The sequence below is a fragment of the Streptomyces sp. DH37 genome (assembly GCF_029813835.1).
Lineage (GTDB): Bacteria > Actinomycetota > Actinomycetes > Streptomycetales > Streptomycetaceae > Streptomyces.
The window spans coordinates 32,790-48,046 of sequence record NZ_JARVKV010000010.1; the positions used below are offsets into that span (position 1 = coordinate 32,790).

10 protein-coding genes and 1 pseudogene are annotated in these 15,257 nt (G+C 76.5%); 7 read left to right on the top strand and 4 right to left on the bottom strand.

Going from position 1 to position 15,257, the window contains the following annotated elements; genetic code table 11:
- The 5 genes from QC029_RS07955 (at position 1) to moeZ (ending at position 5,982) form a co-directional block, all read left to right on the top strand.
- Positions 1 to 1,755, top strand: a complete 1,755-nt coding sequence (locus QC029_RS07955; protein WP_279554763.1) for a DUF3492 domain-containing protein — start codon at positions 1 to 3, stop codon at positions 1,753 to 1,755.
- On the top strand, positions 1,752 to 2,939 hold the full coding sequence (locus tag QC029_RS07960) for a hypothetical protein (protein ID WP_279554764.1): 1,188 nt from the start codon (positions 1,752 to 1,754) through the stop codon (positions 2,937 to 2,939). Before QC029_RS07955 ends, QC029_RS07960 begins: the two co-directional genes overlap by 4 nt.
- Before the next feature lie 131 nt (positions 2,940 to 3,070).
- Positions 3,071 to 3,988 carry an NAD(P)-dependent oxidoreductase gene (locus QC029_RS07965; protein WP_279554765.1) on the top strand — a complete coding sequence of 306 codons (918 nt, stop codon included), beginning with the start codon at positions 3,071 to 3,073 and terminating at the stop codon, positions 3,986 to 3,988.
- On the top strand, positions 3,976 to 4,740 hold the full coding sequence (locus QC029_RS07970; RefSeq protein WP_279554766.1) for a spherulation-specific family 4 protein: 765 nt from the start codon (positions 3,976 to 3,978) through the stop codon (positions 4,738 to 4,740). Before QC029_RS07965 ends, QC029_RS07970 begins: the two co-directional genes overlap by 13 nt.
- A 63-nt stretch (positions 4,741 to 4,803) precedes the next feature.
- Positions 4,804 to 5,982 (top strand): adenylyltransferase/sulfurtransferase MoeZ, encoded by a 1,179-nt coding sequence (gene moeZ / locus QC029_RS07975; RefSeq protein ID WP_279554767.1) that lies wholly within the window; start codon positions 4,804 to 4,806, stop codon positions 5,980 to 5,982.
- 156 nt (positions 5,983 to 6,138) lie between these two features.
- On the opposite strand, the pseudogene QC029_RS07980 reads toward moeZ, so the two are convergent.
- From QC029_RS07980 to QC029_RS07995, 4 genes and pseudogenes are all read right to left on the bottom strand, one after another.
- Positions 6,139 to 6,933, bottom strand: a pseudogene (locus QC029_RS07980) (ABC transporter permease); the annotation flags it as partial.
- Positions 6,930 to 7,637 carry a molybdate ABC transporter substrate-binding protein gene (modA, locus tag QC029_RS07985; protein ID WP_279554870.1) on the bottom strand — a complete coding sequence of 236 codons (708 nt, stop codon included), beginning with the start codon at positions 7,635 to 7,637 and terminating at the stop codon, positions 6,930 to 6,932. The pseudogene QC029_RS07980 and the gene modA, both read right to left, overlap by 4 nt.
- A 107-nt stretch (positions 7,638 to 7,744) precedes the next feature.
- Positions 7,745 to 8,161, bottom strand: a complete 417-nt coding sequence (locus QC029_RS07990) for a molybdopterin-binding protein (RefSeq protein ID WP_279554768.1) — start codon at positions 8,159 to 8,161, stop codon at positions 7,745 to 7,747.
- A gap of 115 nt (positions 8,162 to 8,276) precedes the next feature.
- On the bottom strand, positions 8,277 to 10,973 hold the full coding sequence (locus QC029_RS07995) for a YbhN family protein (protein WP_279554769.1): 2,697 nt from the start codon (positions 10,971 to 10,973) through the stop codon (positions 8,277 to 8,279).
- Between the two features lie 143 nt (positions 10,974 to 11,116).
- Here QC029_RS07995 and QC029_RS08000 point away from each other — a divergent pair, with 143 nt between their 5' ends.
- Together QC029_RS08000 and QC029_RS08005 are read left to right on the top strand one after the other, a co-directional pair.
- Positions 11,117 to 11,587 (top strand): MGMT family protein, encoded by a 471-nt coding sequence (locus tag QC029_RS08000; RefSeq protein WP_279554770.1) that lies wholly within the window; start codon positions 11,117 to 11,119, stop codon positions 11,585 to 11,587.
- A gap of 245 nt (positions 11,588 to 11,832) precedes the next feature.
- A complete protein-coding gene (locus QC029_RS08005; RefSeq protein ID WP_279554771.1) occupies positions 11,833 to 15,117 on the top strand; it encodes an ATP-dependent helicase in 3,285 nt (1,094 codons plus the stop codon).
- The last annotated feature ends 140 nt before the right edge of the window (positions 15,118 to 15,257 follow it).

The following is a 15,257-nucleotide window of genomic DNA, read 5'->3' on the forward strand; positions in this document are numbered from 1 at the left end:
GTGCGCATCGCACTGCTCACGGAGGGTGGTTACCCCTATCCGGGCGGTGACTCGGCCGTGTGGTGCGACCGGCTGGTGCGCGGCCTGGGCGGCCACGAGTTCGAGGTCTACGCGCTCGGCCGCGGCGAGCGGCAGCGGGACGGCGCCTGGCCCGCGCTGCCGGACAACGTCCGGCGGGTGCGCACCGCCCCGCTGTGGGGGCCGGCCCCCGGAGGCGACGGACGCCGGCGCGGACACGGCAGGCGCGGGAGACGCCGGTTCGCCGAGCACTTCGCCGACCTGGCCGGCGCCGTCTGCGCCGGGACGGGCGGCGAGCGGTCCGCCGCCGAGGCGGACCGTTTCGCCAGCGGGCTCCACGGACTCGCCGACCTGGCCCTGGAGTACGGCGGGCTCGCCGCCGCCCTCCGCTCCGAGCGGGCGGTCCGGCTGCTGGAGGAGGCCTGCCGCGCCCCCGGCGCGCTCCGCGCCGTGCGCTCCGCGGCCCCGGCCGACCTCCTCACGGTCGTCGAGCAGGTGGAGAGGGCGCTGCGGCCCCTCTCGGCGGACTGGTACGGGGCCCGGGGAGGCGGACGCGGCCCCGGGCTCGCGGCGGCGGACGTCTGCCACGCGGTGGGCAGCGGCCCCGGCGCGCTCCCCGGCCTGCTGGCCGGACGCCTCTTCGGCACCCCGCTGGTGGTGACCGAGTACGGCGTACGGCTGCGCGAGCACTACCTCGCCAGCGCCGCCCACGCCGTCGCGCCGGATGCCGCGAGCGCGCCGGTGCGGGCCCTGCTCGCCTCCCTCCACGGGTGCCTGGCGCGCGAGGCGTACCGCCGGGCGGAGCTGGTCACCTCCGGCAACATCCACGCCCGGCGCTGGCAGGAGAGGTGCGGGGCGGACCGCGGGCGGCTGCGCACGGTCCACCCGGGCATGGACGCGTCGGAGCTGACGGGGATCGAGGAGGACTCCGGGCAGGAGCGCCCGGACCCGGTGCTGGTGTGGGTCGGGCGGATCGCGCCCGCCAGGGACCTGGTCTGCCTGCTGCACGCCTTCGCCGAGGTCCGCAGGGCCGTGCCCGGCGCCCGGCTGCTGATCGCCGAGCGCCCCGGCGGCCCCGCCGCGGAGCGGGACCCGGAGGCGGCGCAGTACCTCGCGCACTGCCGGGCGCTGGCCGCGCAGCTCTTCCCCGACGAGGCCGCGGACCCCCACAGCGCCGGCGACAACCCGGTCTGCTTCGCGCGGATCGGCGACCCCGAGCTGCCCCGGCCCGCCGACGCGTACGCCGCCGCCGACCTCGCCGTGCTCTCCAGCGTGGTGGAGGGCTTCCCGGTCTCCCTGGTCGAGGCGATGCTCGCCGGGCGGGCCACGGTCTCCACGGACGTCGGCGCGGTGTGCGAGGCCATCGGCGGCACGGGGCTGGTGGTGCCGCCGCGCAACCCCCGCGCCCTGGCGGACGCCTGCGCGGCCCTGCTGGGCGACCCCGCCCGGCGCGCCCGGCTCGGCGCCGCCGCGCGGGCCCGGGCGCAGGAGTTGTTCACCGCCGAGCGGAACGTCACGGCGTTCCGCGGCGTCTACCTCGAACTGCTCTCGCGCCGCCCGCAGCCCGCCGGACCGGCCGCCGCCGCGCTGCCCTTCGCCAGCCCGCCCGAGGCCCACCTCCCCGGGCGGTGGACCGCACCCGCCGCCCGCTCCGGCGGACGCCCCGTCCGCACCCCGGGCTGGGCCCGTACGGCGGCCGCGGGCGTGCCCGCGGGGCCGGGGGAGGGGCACCGGTGAGCGGCCCGCGCAGCCCGTACCGGCCCGTCGACCCGGTGCGCTCGCTGCTGCACCGCCACCGGGACCTGTGCGAACGGGCCGTGGACCCGCTGGAGATCGCCGCGGCCCTGGAGACGCACGGGATCACCGACCGCACCGCGGCGGGCTACCGGCACCGGGACGTGTTCTCGCTCGCCGAGGAGCTGTACGCCCGTACGCCCCGCGCCGACGGGACGCCCGCCGCGCCGGTCCGGCCGGACGCCCCCCGGCGCGGCCGGGGAGCCGGCCGGGCGCGCGCGGCGGGCGCCGCGCTGCTCCCCCTGCTGCCCGGCGGGCTGTGCGCGGCGGTGCTGGCCGCGCCCGCCCTCACCGGGGACCTCCCGGCGTCCGCCCGTACCGCCGTCGCGGTGGCCGGGACCCTGCTCGTCCTGCTGTCCGTGCGGGCGTGCCTGCGCGGCGCCGCCCTGAACCGGGCCGCCGTGCTGGGGAGTTGCTGGCTGGTCGGCTACGCCCTGGCCGGCGACCGGCTGCTGGCCTGGGCGCTGGGCGGCGGGGCGCCGGCGGCGGTCCTCCCGGCGGCTGTCCCCCCGGCCGAGCGGTGCGTGCCGCTGGGCCTGGCCCTGGCCGTCGCACCCGCCGTGTGGTGCGCGCGCTGGTTCGCCGCGCGGGCGAGGTCGCGGCTCGGCGCGAGCCGCAGCCTGGAGGAGTTCGCGGCCCGGACGCGCTCGCTGCTCGCCGCCGCCGTCGCGCTCTTCGCCACGGCCCTGCTCGCCGTGCTGGTCGCCGCGCACGCCGCCGTGGACGGCGCTGTGGACACCGCCGTGGACACCGCTGTGGACACTGCCGTGAACGGCGTCCTGCCCGGCGGCGTGACCGGCCCGGCGGTCGTACGGATCGCCGCCGCCGCGGCGCTGGGGATCCTGCTGTTCACCGCCCTGCTGCTGGCCGCCCACGGCTTCCCGGCCGCCGCCGCCGGGGGCATCGCCGCGGCCTGCGTCCTGGAGGCCGCGGCGCTCGCCGCCGCCGCGGCGGCCTCCCGGTGGCCCGGCCCGGCGTTCCCGGGCCGCTCCGTGGAGGCGCTGGCCACCGCCTGGGGACCGGCCGCCGTACCCGCCCTCGCCTGCGGCTGCGCGGCCCTGGCCCTGCTGGCCCTCGCCGCCTCCTCCCTCGCCGGCGCCTCCGCCCACCACCGGGACGGGCCGTGACCTGAGACCCCGCCCCCCGACCCCCGCCGGCGTACGTCCCCCCGCACGCCGCGCACCACCGATGAAGGAGCACACCCGATGACCGTTCCGCGCGCCACCGGCGTCACCCCCGCAGCGCGGGAGGACGCCCGATGAGAGTGCTGCTGATCGGAGCCAACGGATACCTCGGCCGCCACGTGGCCGACCGCCTGCTCGCGGACCCCGCCGTCCAGCTCACCGCGCTCGGCCGGGGCGACGACGCCGACGTCCGCTTCGACCTGTCCACCGGCAGCCCCGGGGCGCTCACCCGCTTCCTGGACGCCGTCCACCCCGGCGTCGTCGTCAACTGCGCCGGCGCCACCCGCGGCGGCGCGCGGGACCTGATCCGGCACAACACCGTGGCCACCGCCACCGTCTGCGAGTCCCTGCGCCGCAGCGGCTGCGGGGCCCGGCTGGTCCACCTCGGCTGCGCGGCCGAGTACGGCCCCTCCCCGGCCGGCTCCTCGACCGGGGAGGACGCCGTGCCGCGCCCCGGCAGCCCGTACGGCGTCAGCAAGCTCGCCGCCAGCGAACTGGTGCTGGGCTCCGGGCTGGACGCCATCGTGCTGCGCGTCTTCTCCCCGACCGGCCCCGGCACCCCGACCGGCTCGCCGCTGGGGCGCTTGGCGGAGGCGATGCGCCGGGTGATGCAGCAGGGCGAGGGCGAGCTGCGGCTCGCCGGGCTGGCCGTCCAGCGCGACTTCGTGGACGTGCGGGACGTGGCGCGGGCGGTGCACGCCGCGGCGCTCTCCGCGGCCCAGGGCGTGGTCAACATCGGGAGCGGGCGCGCGGTGCGGCTGCGCGAGGTGGTCTCCGTGCTGGCCCGGGTCGCCGGCTACACCGGCCCGGTGCACGAGATGGACGACCAGCATCCGGTGGGCGGCCCGCAGGTGCCCCCCTACCCCGACGGCTGCGGCCCCTGGCAGCAGGCGGACGTGCGCAGCGCGCGCGACCGGCTCGGCTGGCGGCCCCGGATCGGGCTGGAGGAGTCGCTGGCGGACATCTGGATGGAGGCGGCGTGCCGTATCTGACCAGCTCCGGCAGACGCAGACCGGCCGCCGGCGCGCCCGGCCGCCTCGGCGTCGGGGTGCCCGGCTACGCGCACCCGATGGTGGCGCCCGCGGAGTGGGCCGGACTGACCCGCCCGGGCGCGCCGGTGCACTGGGCGGTGCTCAACGTGGCACGCGGGCCGGGGGCGCGCCCCGACCCGTACTGCGCCGCGGCGGCCGCCGGGCTGCGCGAGGCCGGGGTGCGCGTGCTGGGCCACCTGGACCTGCGGCACGGCACCCGCGACTTCGGCCCGCTGGTCCGCGACGCGCACCGCTTCCTCGACTGGTACGGGGTGGACGGCTTCTACCTGGACCGCTGCCCGGGCGACCGCGCCTCGCTGCCGGAGGTGCGCCGGGTGGCGACCGCGCTGCGCGCCCTGAGCGGGAACGCCCACGTCGTCCTCGTGCCGGGCACCCACCCCTTCCCCGGCTACGCGGAGGCGGGCGACCAGCTCGTGACGTTCTCCGGGCCGTGGCCGGAGTACCGCTGGTCGCAGGTGGCGGAGTGGACGGCGGACCACCCGCCGGAACGCTTCTGCCATCTGGTGCACGGCGTACCGCGCACCCACCTGGAGGAGGCCGTGCGCATCGCCCGCTGGCAGGGAGCGGGCACCGTCTGGTTCACCGACCGCACCCGCCGGGGGCGCCGGGGGGAGACCGCGGACCCCTGGGAGACCATGCCCGGCTACTGGGACGAGATCGTCTCGCGCCTCGGACCTGGTATCTCGGAATGAGATAGGGCGTGGCAGTGTTACGCGAGGAACAACCGTCCACCGACCAACCCTGTTGAGGTCTCCGTGTCGCTGCCACCCCTGGTCGAACCGGCCTCCGAGCTCACTGTCGACGAGGTCCGCAGATACTCCCGCCACCTGATCATCCCGGACGTCGGGATGGACGGGCAGAAGCGGCTGAAGAACGCCAAGGTCCTCTGCGTGGGCGCGGGCGGCCTCGGCTCGCCGACCCTGATGTACCTGGCCGCGGCGGGCGTCGGCACTCTCGGCATCATCGAGTTCGACGAGGTCGACGAGTCCAACCTCCAGCGCCAGATCATCCACAGCCAGTCGGACATCGGCCGGTCCAAGGCCGAGTCGGCCCGGGACACGGTGCTCGGGATCAACCCGTACGTGAAGGTCAACCTGCACCAGGAGCGGCTGGACTCCTCCAACGTGATGGAGATCTTCGCCGAGTACGACCTGATCGTGGACGGCACCGACAACTTCGCCACCCGCTACCTGGTCAACGACGCCTGCGTGCTGCTGAAGAAGCCGTACGTGTGGGGTTCGATCTACCGCTTCGACGGCCAGGCGTCGGTCTTCTGGAGCGAGCACGGGCCGTGCTACCGCTGCCTGTACCCCGAGCCCCCGCCGCCGGGCATGGTCCCGAGCTGCGCCGAGGGCGGCGTGCTGGGCGTGCTGTGCGCCTCCATCGGATCCATCCAGACCACCGAGGCGATCAAGCTCCTGGCGGGCATCGGCGAGCCGCTGCTCGGCCGCCTGATGATCTACGACGCCCTGGAGATGACCTACCGCCAGGTCAAGGTCCGCAAGGACCCCGAGTGCGCGGTCTGCGGCAAGAACCCCACGGTCACCGAGTTGATCGACTACGAGGCGTTCTGCGGCGTGGTCTCCGACGAGGCCCAGCAGGCCGCGATGGGCGCGACCATCACCCCGCAGCAGCTCAAGGAGTGGATCGACGAGGGCGAGAACATCGACATCATCGATGTCCGCGAGCCCAACGAGTACGAGATCGTCTCCATCCCCGGTGCGCGTCTGATCCCGAAGAACGAGTTCCTGATGGGCAACGCCCTGGGCGAGCTGCCGCAGGACAAGCGGATCGTCTTGCACTGCAAGACGGGTGTCCGCAGTGCGGAAGTCCTCGCGGTCCTGAAGAACGCGGGCTTCGCCGACGCCGTCCACGTCGGCGGCGGCGTCATCGGCTGGGTCACCCAGATCGAGCCGGAGAAGCCGGTCTACTGACCGCAGGACCGGACGACATGCGGGCGACGTGTGGAAGCGGCCCCGGAGACCCCGTCTCCGGGGCCGCCGCGCGTCCCGGCCGCCGTACGGCCGCCGGGACGGAAGGCTGCGGTGGTGATCGGTGGTGATCGGTGGCGGGCGGTCTCAGCGCGAGTGGCCCAGCCAGCGGCCGCGCAGGACGACCAGGACGGCCGTCGCCACGGCGAGCAGCAGCAGGGAGACCGAGGTCGCGGCGGCCGGGTCCTGCTGGAGGAGCAGGTAGACCTGGAGCGGCAGGGTCTGGGTGGCGCCCGGCAGGTTGCCCGCGAAGGTGATCGTCGCGCCGAACTCGCCCAGCGCCCTCGCCCAGCACAGCGCCCCGCCCGCGACCAGGGCGGGCGTCGCCATGGGCAGGGTGACGTACCGCAGGGTCTGGGGAAGGGTCGCGCCCATCGTGGCGGCGGCCTCCTCGTAGCGCGGATGGATCCCGGCCAGCGCCCCCTCCAGACTGATGACCAGGAACGGCATCGCCACGAAGGCGGCGGCGACCACCGCGCCCGCGGTGGAGAACGGCAGCGTCACCCCGGCGGCCTCCAGCGGTCCGCCCAGCAGGCCGCCGCGTCCGAAGCCGCGCAGCAGGGCCACGCCCGCGACGGTCGGCGGCAGCACCATCGGCAGCAGCACCAGGGAGCGCACCAGCGCCTTGCCGGGGAAGTCGGTGCGGGCCAGCAGCCACGCCAGCGGCACGCCCAGGGCGAGGGAGAGCAGCAGGGCCCAGCCGGAGACCAGCAGGGACAGGCCCAGGGCCCGGACCACGGCGGGGGAGGAGAGCTGCCCGGCCAGGTCCCGCCAGGGCGTGTGGGCCACCACCCCGGCCAGGGGGAGGGCCAGGAAGACCAGCGCCAGCGCGGCGGGCACGGCCAGCGCGGCGGGCGTCCGCGCACGGGCGCGACGGGCGGTGCGGCGGCTCATGGCAGCTGGAAACCGGCCTCCCGCAGCAGGCGGCGGGCCGGCCCGGTGCCCAGCCACGCGATGACGGCGGCGGCCTCCCGCGGGTGCGCCGCGTCCTTGAGCGGGGCGGCGGGGTAGCGCACGGCGGGGCCGCCGACGGGCACGGCCTCGACGCGCCCGTCCGCGGCCACGGCGTCCGTGACGTACACCAGCCCGGCATCGGCCTCGCCCAGCTCCACCTTGCTCAGCACGGCCCGCACGCTCGGCTCCCGGGAGACCGGGCGCACGGTGACGCCGTGCCGCTCCAGCAGCCGCTGCCCGTACCGGCCGGCGGGGACCTCGGGGGCGGCGAGCACGACCTTGACGTCCTCGCGGGCGAGGTCGTGGAGGGAGTCGACGCCCAGGGGGTTGCCGGGTGCGGTGGCGAGGGCGAGCCGGTTGCGGGCGATCACGGTGGGCGGGCCGGTGAGGTCCCGCAGCGCGTCCATCGTCGCGGTGTCGGCGGTGACGACCAGGTCGGCGGGCGCGCCCTGGCGGATCTGCGCGGCCAGCTCCTGGGAGCCGGCGAAGGACAGGCGCAGCCGTACGCCGGGGTGCTCCTCCTCGTAGGCGGCGCCCGCCCCGGTGAGGACGTCGGTGAGGGAGGAGGCCGCCAGCACCGTCACGGTGGTCTCCGCGCCGTCGCCGGTGCGGCCGAGCGCGCCGCCCCCGCAGGCCGCCGTCAGGGCGGTCAGCGGGGTCAGGACGGCCAGCAGCACGGCGGCGAGACGGACGCGGCGGGACGGCCGGGAGGGCGCGCGGGGCGTACGCGTACCGGGCACGGCGGGCCGCCTCACACCCGGTCGACGTGCACGTTGGTGGCCTTCACCCGGGCCACGGCCTCCACGCCGACCGCCAGGCCCAGCTCCTCCACGGCCTCCCGGGTGAGCAGGGAGACCAGCCGGTGGGGCCCGGCCTGGATCTCGACCTGGGCCGCGACGTCGCCGAGTCTGACGGCGGTGACGATCCCGGGGAAGGCGTTGCGGACGCTGGTGTGCGGTTCGCGGTCCTCCCCGTCGGAGCCGCCGGGGCCACCGGGGCCCTCCGCGGCGAGCGCGACGGCGAAGGCGGCCAGGTCCTCGCCCGCCACCAGCCGCCGTCCGCCCTCGTCCCGGCGCGTGGGCAGCCGTCCGGCGTCCGCCCAGCGGCGCACGGTGTCGGGGCTGACGCCGAGCAGCCGGGCCGCCCGGCCCATGGAGTAGGAACGCATGTGCACGACGTTATGGCGTACGGGCTGGCGGAAGCAAGGCGGTTCGGGGTCTGGGGCTCGTATCCGCGAGGCGGGCGTCCGTCCGTGCCGTGCCCAGGCCGTGCTCAAGCCGTGCTCAGAGCGCCTGCTTGCGCGTCAGATGGGTGAAGGACAGCCAGCCGGGCAGGACCGGGAGCCAGAAGGTCATCAGCCGGAAGAGCAGGACCGCCGGGGTGGCGATCTCCTTGGGCAGCCCGAACGCGATCAGGCCCGCGATCAGCGCCGCCTCCACCGCGCCCAGACCGCCCGGGGTGGGCGCCGCGGAGCCCAGCGCGTTGCCCGCCAGGAAGACGACCGCGATGCTCGCGTAGCTGAGCTCGCCGCCGAAGGCGCGGACCGAGGCGTCCAGGCACATCACGAACGACACCGTCAGCAGCAGCATGCCGCCGATGCCGCTGAGCAGCTTCTGCGGGCGCTGGACGACGTCCAGCATCCGCGGGACGACGCCCGCGAACAGCGCCCGCACCCGCTCCACCACGAACTTCCGCAGCGCCGGGATCGCCGTCACGATCAGGGACAGCACCGCCGCCGTCAGCAGCCCGGCGATGACCGTGCGGGACGGGGAGAGGGTCGGGGTGTGCTCGGTGCCCGTCAGATAGCCGAAGACCAGCAGCAGCACGATGTGGCTGCCCAGGCCGAAGAGCTGGGACGCGCCGACGCTGGCGACCGCGTGGCCGGGCCGGACCCCGGCCCGCTGCAGGAAGCGGGTGTTGAGCGCGACGCCGCCGACCGCCGCGGGCGCCACCAGCTTGACGAAGGAGCCCGCCACCTGGGCGACCACCGTCCGCAGGAAGGGGACCTTCTCGGGCACGAAGCCGAGCAGGCTCATCGCCGCGGCGACGTACGTCAGGGCGGAGAACAGCAGCGAGGCGGCCACCCAGCCCCAGTTCGCCCCGCCGATGACCTGCCGGAAGTCCACGTGGGTGAGCTGGGAGAGCAGGAAGTACGCGGCGAAGGCGCCCGCGATGAAGCTGACCAGCGTGCGCGGCCTGACGCGCTCCAGACGGGCGGGCTGTATCGGGGCCTGCGGGCGGACCAGCAGCACCTGCCGGCGGATCTGCGCGAGCAGGTCCTCCTCGCGCGCCTCCTCCAGGGCCTCCATGACGGCCTGCTTCTCGGCGTGCTTCTCCGCCCGGATCGACCTGCGGTCGCCGGCGGGCGCGTGCCCCTGGGCGTGGTGCAGCTCGCGGCTGTGGCGGGACGCCTCGATGGCCGCCTCCCGCTCGCGCTGCGCCCGCTCCTTGGCCAGCCTGCGCAGGGTGGCGCGGGTGCCGCGGCTGAGCGCGATCGGCTGGAGCAGCGGGAGGCTGTCGGCCACCGCGTCCGGGCCGAGCACCGCGACCGCCGCCGCGACCGCCCGCTCGGCGCCGACGCGCAGGCCGAAGGTGGTCAGCAGCTGCGCGACGTCCATCCGCAGCACCAGGTCGCCGGCCGCGATCTCGCCGCCGCTGAGGTCGGTGAGGAACACCTTGCCGGAATCGTCCACCAGCAGCGCGTCGTCCTCCAGCCGCCGGTGGGCGATCCGCCGCGACTGGAGCGCCCGCACCTGCCGCCAGACCGCGCGCATCAGCTCGTCGGTGATCTCCCCGTCCGGCAGGGCGCCCAGGCTGTGCCCGTCGACGTGCTCGTAGACGAGCATGACGGCGTCGGGGCCCAGCTCGGAGGTGGCGATCAGCCGGGGGGCGTTGGCCCCGGCGGCGATGGCCGCGTACGCCAGCAGGGCCTCCTGCTCCAGGGCCTGGCGCAGCGACTGCAGGCTGCGGCGCTGGGTGATGCCGCGCAGCGCCAGGCGGCGCCAGGCGCGGTAGAAGTACCCGTGCGCCTGCTGCTCGCGGTCCACCACGGTGACGTCGAGCGGCGGGCCCTCCTCCAGGGTGACCAGGTAGCGGCGGCCCCGGTCGCTCTGCTCGTGCCGCTCGGCCTCCGCGGAGTCCTCGCGCAGCGCCCGGACCGGCTTGAAGCCGACGCGCCGGAGCCCGGCCAGCAGGTTCTGGCCGGTGGGGCGGACGTTGGGGGAGCCGACCGCGTAGAGCGTGCCGTAGGCGACGGTCCAGCCGATCAGCACGGTGACCAGGATCGAGAACGGCGTGGTGTAGCCGCCGACCAGCACCGCGAAGGCGTCCAGCAGCAGCACCACCCACAGCAGCACGCGCCAGCGGGGGCGGCGGGCCATGCCGACGGCCGTCATGTAGGCGATGACGGGGGCCAGGTAGCCGTGCACCGGGTCGGTGAGGCCGCCCTCGGGCGCCGGGCTGGTCAGGGCGTTCTGGACGGAGGCCGGGGCCTGCTCGGCGACCCACAGGTCGGTGGCGAGCGAGACGCCGTGCGCCAGGACGGCGGCGAGCACGCCGTCGGCGATCCGCAGCCCGTCCCGTTTGATCAGCCGCTCCAGGGCGAAGGCCACCGGCACGATCAGCACGGCGACGCTGGAGGCGAAGCCGGCGAAGCTGATCAGCAGGGGCGGCGCCTGGCCCGCGCCCTTGTCGATGTCCTGCTCCAGGCCGGCGGTGGTGCCGTGGGCGAAGGCCGCGAGGACCAGGACGACGGCGATGCCGAGGACCCCGAGCAGCAGCCGCATCAGGTCGGAGGGGCGGTGCACCCGGGCGGGGAGGATCGGCTCGTCGCCCTCGAGGTGGTCCGGGCCCGTCGCGTCCCGTCCCCCGGAGCCGCCTCCGTCGGGGCCGCCGGTGTGCGGCGAGGGGGGAGCGGAACGGGGCTCCTCCCGCGGAGGGGTCCCGCCCTGCTCTTCGGCCTCTTCTTGCTCTCGTATCACCTGTCACCGCCGGGACGATGGTGGCACGAGGGGGCGGCGGGCCGGTGAGGGAGGTCGCATTTCTCCACGGAAAGCGGATTTTGTGCGTGTCGCGTCCGCCTTCGCGCGGGTGTCCGTGCGGAGCGCCGCCGCGGTGGGGCACCATGGCCGCCATGACCGGGCCCGCCGGCGAGCTGCCGGAGTACGCGGAGAGGGTGCTGGCCGTGGTGGAGCGCATCCCGCCCGGCCGGGTGATGACGTACGGCGACGTGGCCGAGTGGCTGGAGGAGGGGGGACCGCGGCAGGTGGGCCGGGTGATGTCCCTCTACGGCGGCGCGGTGCCCTGGTGGCGCGTGGTGCGGGCCGACGGGACGCCGCCGCCGTGCCACGAGGGGCGGGCGCTGGTCCACTACCGCGAGGAGGACACCCCGCTGCGCGGGGGCTCCGGCGCCGAGGCCGGCCCCGGCCCGGTCCGTATCGACATGCGCCGGGCCCGCTGGGACGGCGACGAGGGCGACGGCGGCGGGGACGGTGGCGGGAACGGCGGGGACGGCGGCGTGAACGACGGCGGGAACGGCGGGAACCGCGGAAACCGCGGAAACGAGGTCCGCGCACGGCCCGCCCGGCGCCCCTGACGCCCTCGTCGCCCCTGGCATAGGACTCCTCACACGTACCAGCTTCCGTCATGGCATCGCCGTACACGGGGTGCGCCGTCCGAACGGGGTACGGGCGCGACGCGATGCGCCACGGCTGCCGACTGGCGTACCGTCTGCACCATCCAGCACAGCGACCAGGACCGGCGATCCACGTGAGTTCCTCCCACAAGTCCGATACGTACCGGTTGGTGCGTACCCCGCCCGGTCCGGCGAGCCTCCCTGCCTTGGACGCAGCCCAGCGCTCGGTGGTTGACCACAGGAGCGGACCGCTGCTCGTCCTGGCCGGCCCCGGCACCGGCAAGACCACCACCCTGGTGGAGTCCGTCGCCGAGCGCGTGCGGCGCGGGGGCGACCCGGAGCGCATCCTCGTGCTGACCTTCGGCCGCAAGGCGGCGGTCGGGCTGCGGGACCGGATGGCGGCCCGCCTGCACGGGCCCGCCTCGCAGACTCCGCAGGTCACGACGTTCCACTCGTACTGCTACGCGCTGGTCCGCGCCCACCAGGACGCCGACCTGTTCGCCGAGCCGCTGCGGCTGCTGTCCGGCCCCGAGCAGGACCTGCGCATCCGCGAACTGCTGGCCGGCCAGGCGGAGCTGGAGGACACCGGGCGGGAGCGGGCCCGGTGGCCCGACGAGCTGCGCGCCTGCCTGACCACCCGCGGCTTCGCCGACGAGCTGCGGGCCGTCCTCGCCCGCAGCCGGGAGCTGGGCCTGGGTCCGGACGCGCTGGACGCCTTCGCCCGCCGGGCCGGCCGCCCCGACTGGCGGGCCGCCGCCGCCTTCCTGGCCGAGTACCTCGACGTGCTGGACCTCCAGGGCGTGCTCGACTACGCCGAGCTGGTCCACCGCGCGGTGCTGCTCGCCGAGCGGGACGAGGTGGGGGCGGAGCTGGCCGCGCGGTACGACGCGGTGTACGTCGACGAGTACCAGGACACCGACCCGGCGCAGGTGCGGCTGCTGCGCGCGCTGGCCGGGCAGGGCCGCACGCTGGTGGCCTTCGGCGACCCCGACCAGTCGATCTACGCCTTCCGCGGCTCGGACGTCAACGGCATCCTCGACTTCCCCCGCGTCTTCCGGCGGCGCGACGGCTCCCCGGCCCCGGTCGAGGTGCTGCGCACCTGCCGCCGCTCCGCCTCGGTGGTGCTGGAGGCCACCCGCCGGCTCACCCGCCGCATGCCGCTCACCCGGCTCCCGGCCGGCGCCGTGCGGGCCCACCGCGAGCTGTCCGCCGCCCGGGAGGGCGGCCGGGTGGAGGTGTACACCTACCCCACCCCCGGCGCCGAACTGGACAACGTCGCCGACCTGCTGCGCCGCGCCCATCTGGAGGAGGGCGTCCCGTGGGGGGAGATGGCGGTGCTGGTGCGCGCCGGCCACCGCACGATCCCCTCGGTGCGGCGGGCGCTGACGGCCGCCGGCGTCCCGGTGGAGATCGACGGCGACGACGTACCGCTGGGCCGGGAGCCGGCGGTGACGCCCCTGCTGACCGCGCTGCGCGTGGTGGCGCGGGCGGCCGCGGCGGACTCCGCCGGTGGGGCCGGGACGATCGGTGGCGGTGACGCTGGCGCTGACGGTGGTGCGGACACGGGCGCGGACGGTGGCGCGGACGGGCCCTGGATCGACGTGGAGACCGCCCTCACCCTGCTGACCTCCCCGCTCGGCGGCCTGGACGGCGCGGACCTGCGCCGCCTGGGCCGGGCGCTGCGCGAGGAGGAGCGCGCCGCCGGCCGCGCCGTGCCCCGCCCCTCGGACGAACTGCTGGCCGAGGCGCTGTCCGAGCCCGAGCGGCTGGTCGCGCACGACCCGTCGTACGCGCGCGGCGCCCGCGAACTGGGCCTGCTGCTGCGCAAGACGCGCGAGGCGCTGGCCGGCGGCGCCACGGCCGAGGAGGCGCTGTGGCTGCTGTGGAACGCCGGCGACGGCCGGTGGCCCGAACGGTTGCGGCGCGCCACCCTGCGCGGCGGCGCCGCGGGCCGCAACGCCGACCGCGACCTGGACGCCGTCTGCGCGCTGTTCGCCGCCGCCGCCCGCGCCGAGGAGCGCGTCGGCGGGCGCGGCGCGCTCAACTTCCTGGAGGAGCTGGACGCCCAGGACATCGCCGGCGACACCATCGCCCCCAGGGCGCTGCGCCCCGACGCCGTACGGCTGATGACCGCGCACCGCGCCAAGGGCCTGCAGTGGCGGCTGGTGGTCGTCGCCGGGGTGCAGGAGGGGCTCTGGCCCGACCTGCGGCGGCGCGGTTCGCTGCTGGAGCCCGACCGCATAGGCCGCGACGGGCTGGCCGAACCGCTCACCCCCGGCGCGATGCTGGCCGAGGAGCGCCGGCTGTTCTACGTGGCGGCCACCCGGGCCGCCGACCGCCTGGTCGTCACCGCCGTGCGCGCCGCCGCCGAGGACGGCGACCAGCCCTCCCGCTTCCTGACCGAGCTCGGCGTGGAGCCGAAGGACGTCACCGGCCGTCCGCGCCGTCCGCTGTCGGTGGCCGCCCTGGTGTCCGAACTGCGCGCCACCACCGTCGACCCCGGCGCCTCGCCCGCGCTGCGCGAGGCCGCCGCGCGGCGGCTGGCGCGGCTGGCCGCGCTGCGCGACGACGACGGCAACGCCCTCGTCCCCGCCGCGCACCCGCACCGCTGGTGGGGGCTGTACGAGCCGACCCGCTGCGAGGTGCCGCTGCGCGACCGCGACCAGCCGGTCACGCTGTCGGGCAGCGCGCTGCACCAACTCGCCACCGCCTGCTCGCTCCAGTGGTTCCTGGGCCGCGAGGTGAAGGCGGAACCGCCCGCCACCGCCGCCCAGGGGTTCGGCAACGTGGTGCACGTCCTGGCCGACGAGGTCGCCTCCGGCGGCACCCCCGCCGACCTGTCCGTCCTGCTGGAGCGGCTGGACTCGGTGTGGGACTCGCTCGCCTTCGAGGCGCCCTGGAAGTCGCGGCAGGAGAGGGAGAACGCCCGCGCCGCCCTGGAGCGCTTCCTGCGCTGGCACGTGATGGAGCGGGACACCGGGCGCGAGACGGCCGCCACCGAGCACGGCTTCGACGTGACGCTGGACGCGGGCGGCCACCGGGTCCGCATCCGCGGCTCCATGGACCGCGTCGAGCGCGGACCGGACGGCCGGGCGTACGTCGTCGACTTCAAGACCGGGAAGAACAAGCCGACCGCCGCCGAGGTCGAGCACCACCCCCAACTGGCCGTCTACCAGCTCGCGGTGCGCGAGGGCGCCCTCGACGGCGTCGAGGGCTTCGACGGGCGTCCGGAGCCGGGTGGCGCGGAACTGGTACAGCTCAGGATCGGCGCGCCGAGGAAGGAGGGCGGCGACGCGCTCCCGGCCGTGCAGCGGCAGCGGCCCCTGTCCTCCTACGACGGGAACGGGGAGTGGGTCGGCGAACTGCTGGCCGACGCGGCCGGACGCGTCCTGGACGAGCGGTTCACGCCCTCGCCCGGACGGCACTGCGGCACCTGCTCGTTCAGGGGGGCGTGCAGCGCCCGGCCGGAGGGGCGCCACATCGTGGAGTGAGAACCGGTCCGGAGCGGTCCGGTCCCGTGCCCCGGCGGCACGGCGCGAACGAACGGTACCGGCAACCCGGTTGTGCGGAGGGGCGTCCCGGCGGCGGTCTGCGCCCCGACCGCGGGGCCGGCGGGCCGCTACGCCGGGGA

Excerpts from the sequence above, each read along its gene's own strand:
- QC029_RS07990 (WP_279554768.1), bottom strand. The coding sequence starts at position 8,161 with ATGCGTTCCTACTCCATGGGCCGGGCGGCCCGGCTGCTCGGCGTCAGC.
- QC029_RS07965 (WP_279554765.1), top strand. The coding sequence starts at position 3,071 with ATGAGAGTGCTGCTGATCGGAGCCAACGGATACCTCGGCCGCCACGTG.
- QC029_RS08000 (WP_279554770.1), top strand. The coding sequence starts at position 11,117 with ATGGCCGCCATGACCGGGCCCGCCGGCGAGCTGCCGGAGTACGCGGAG.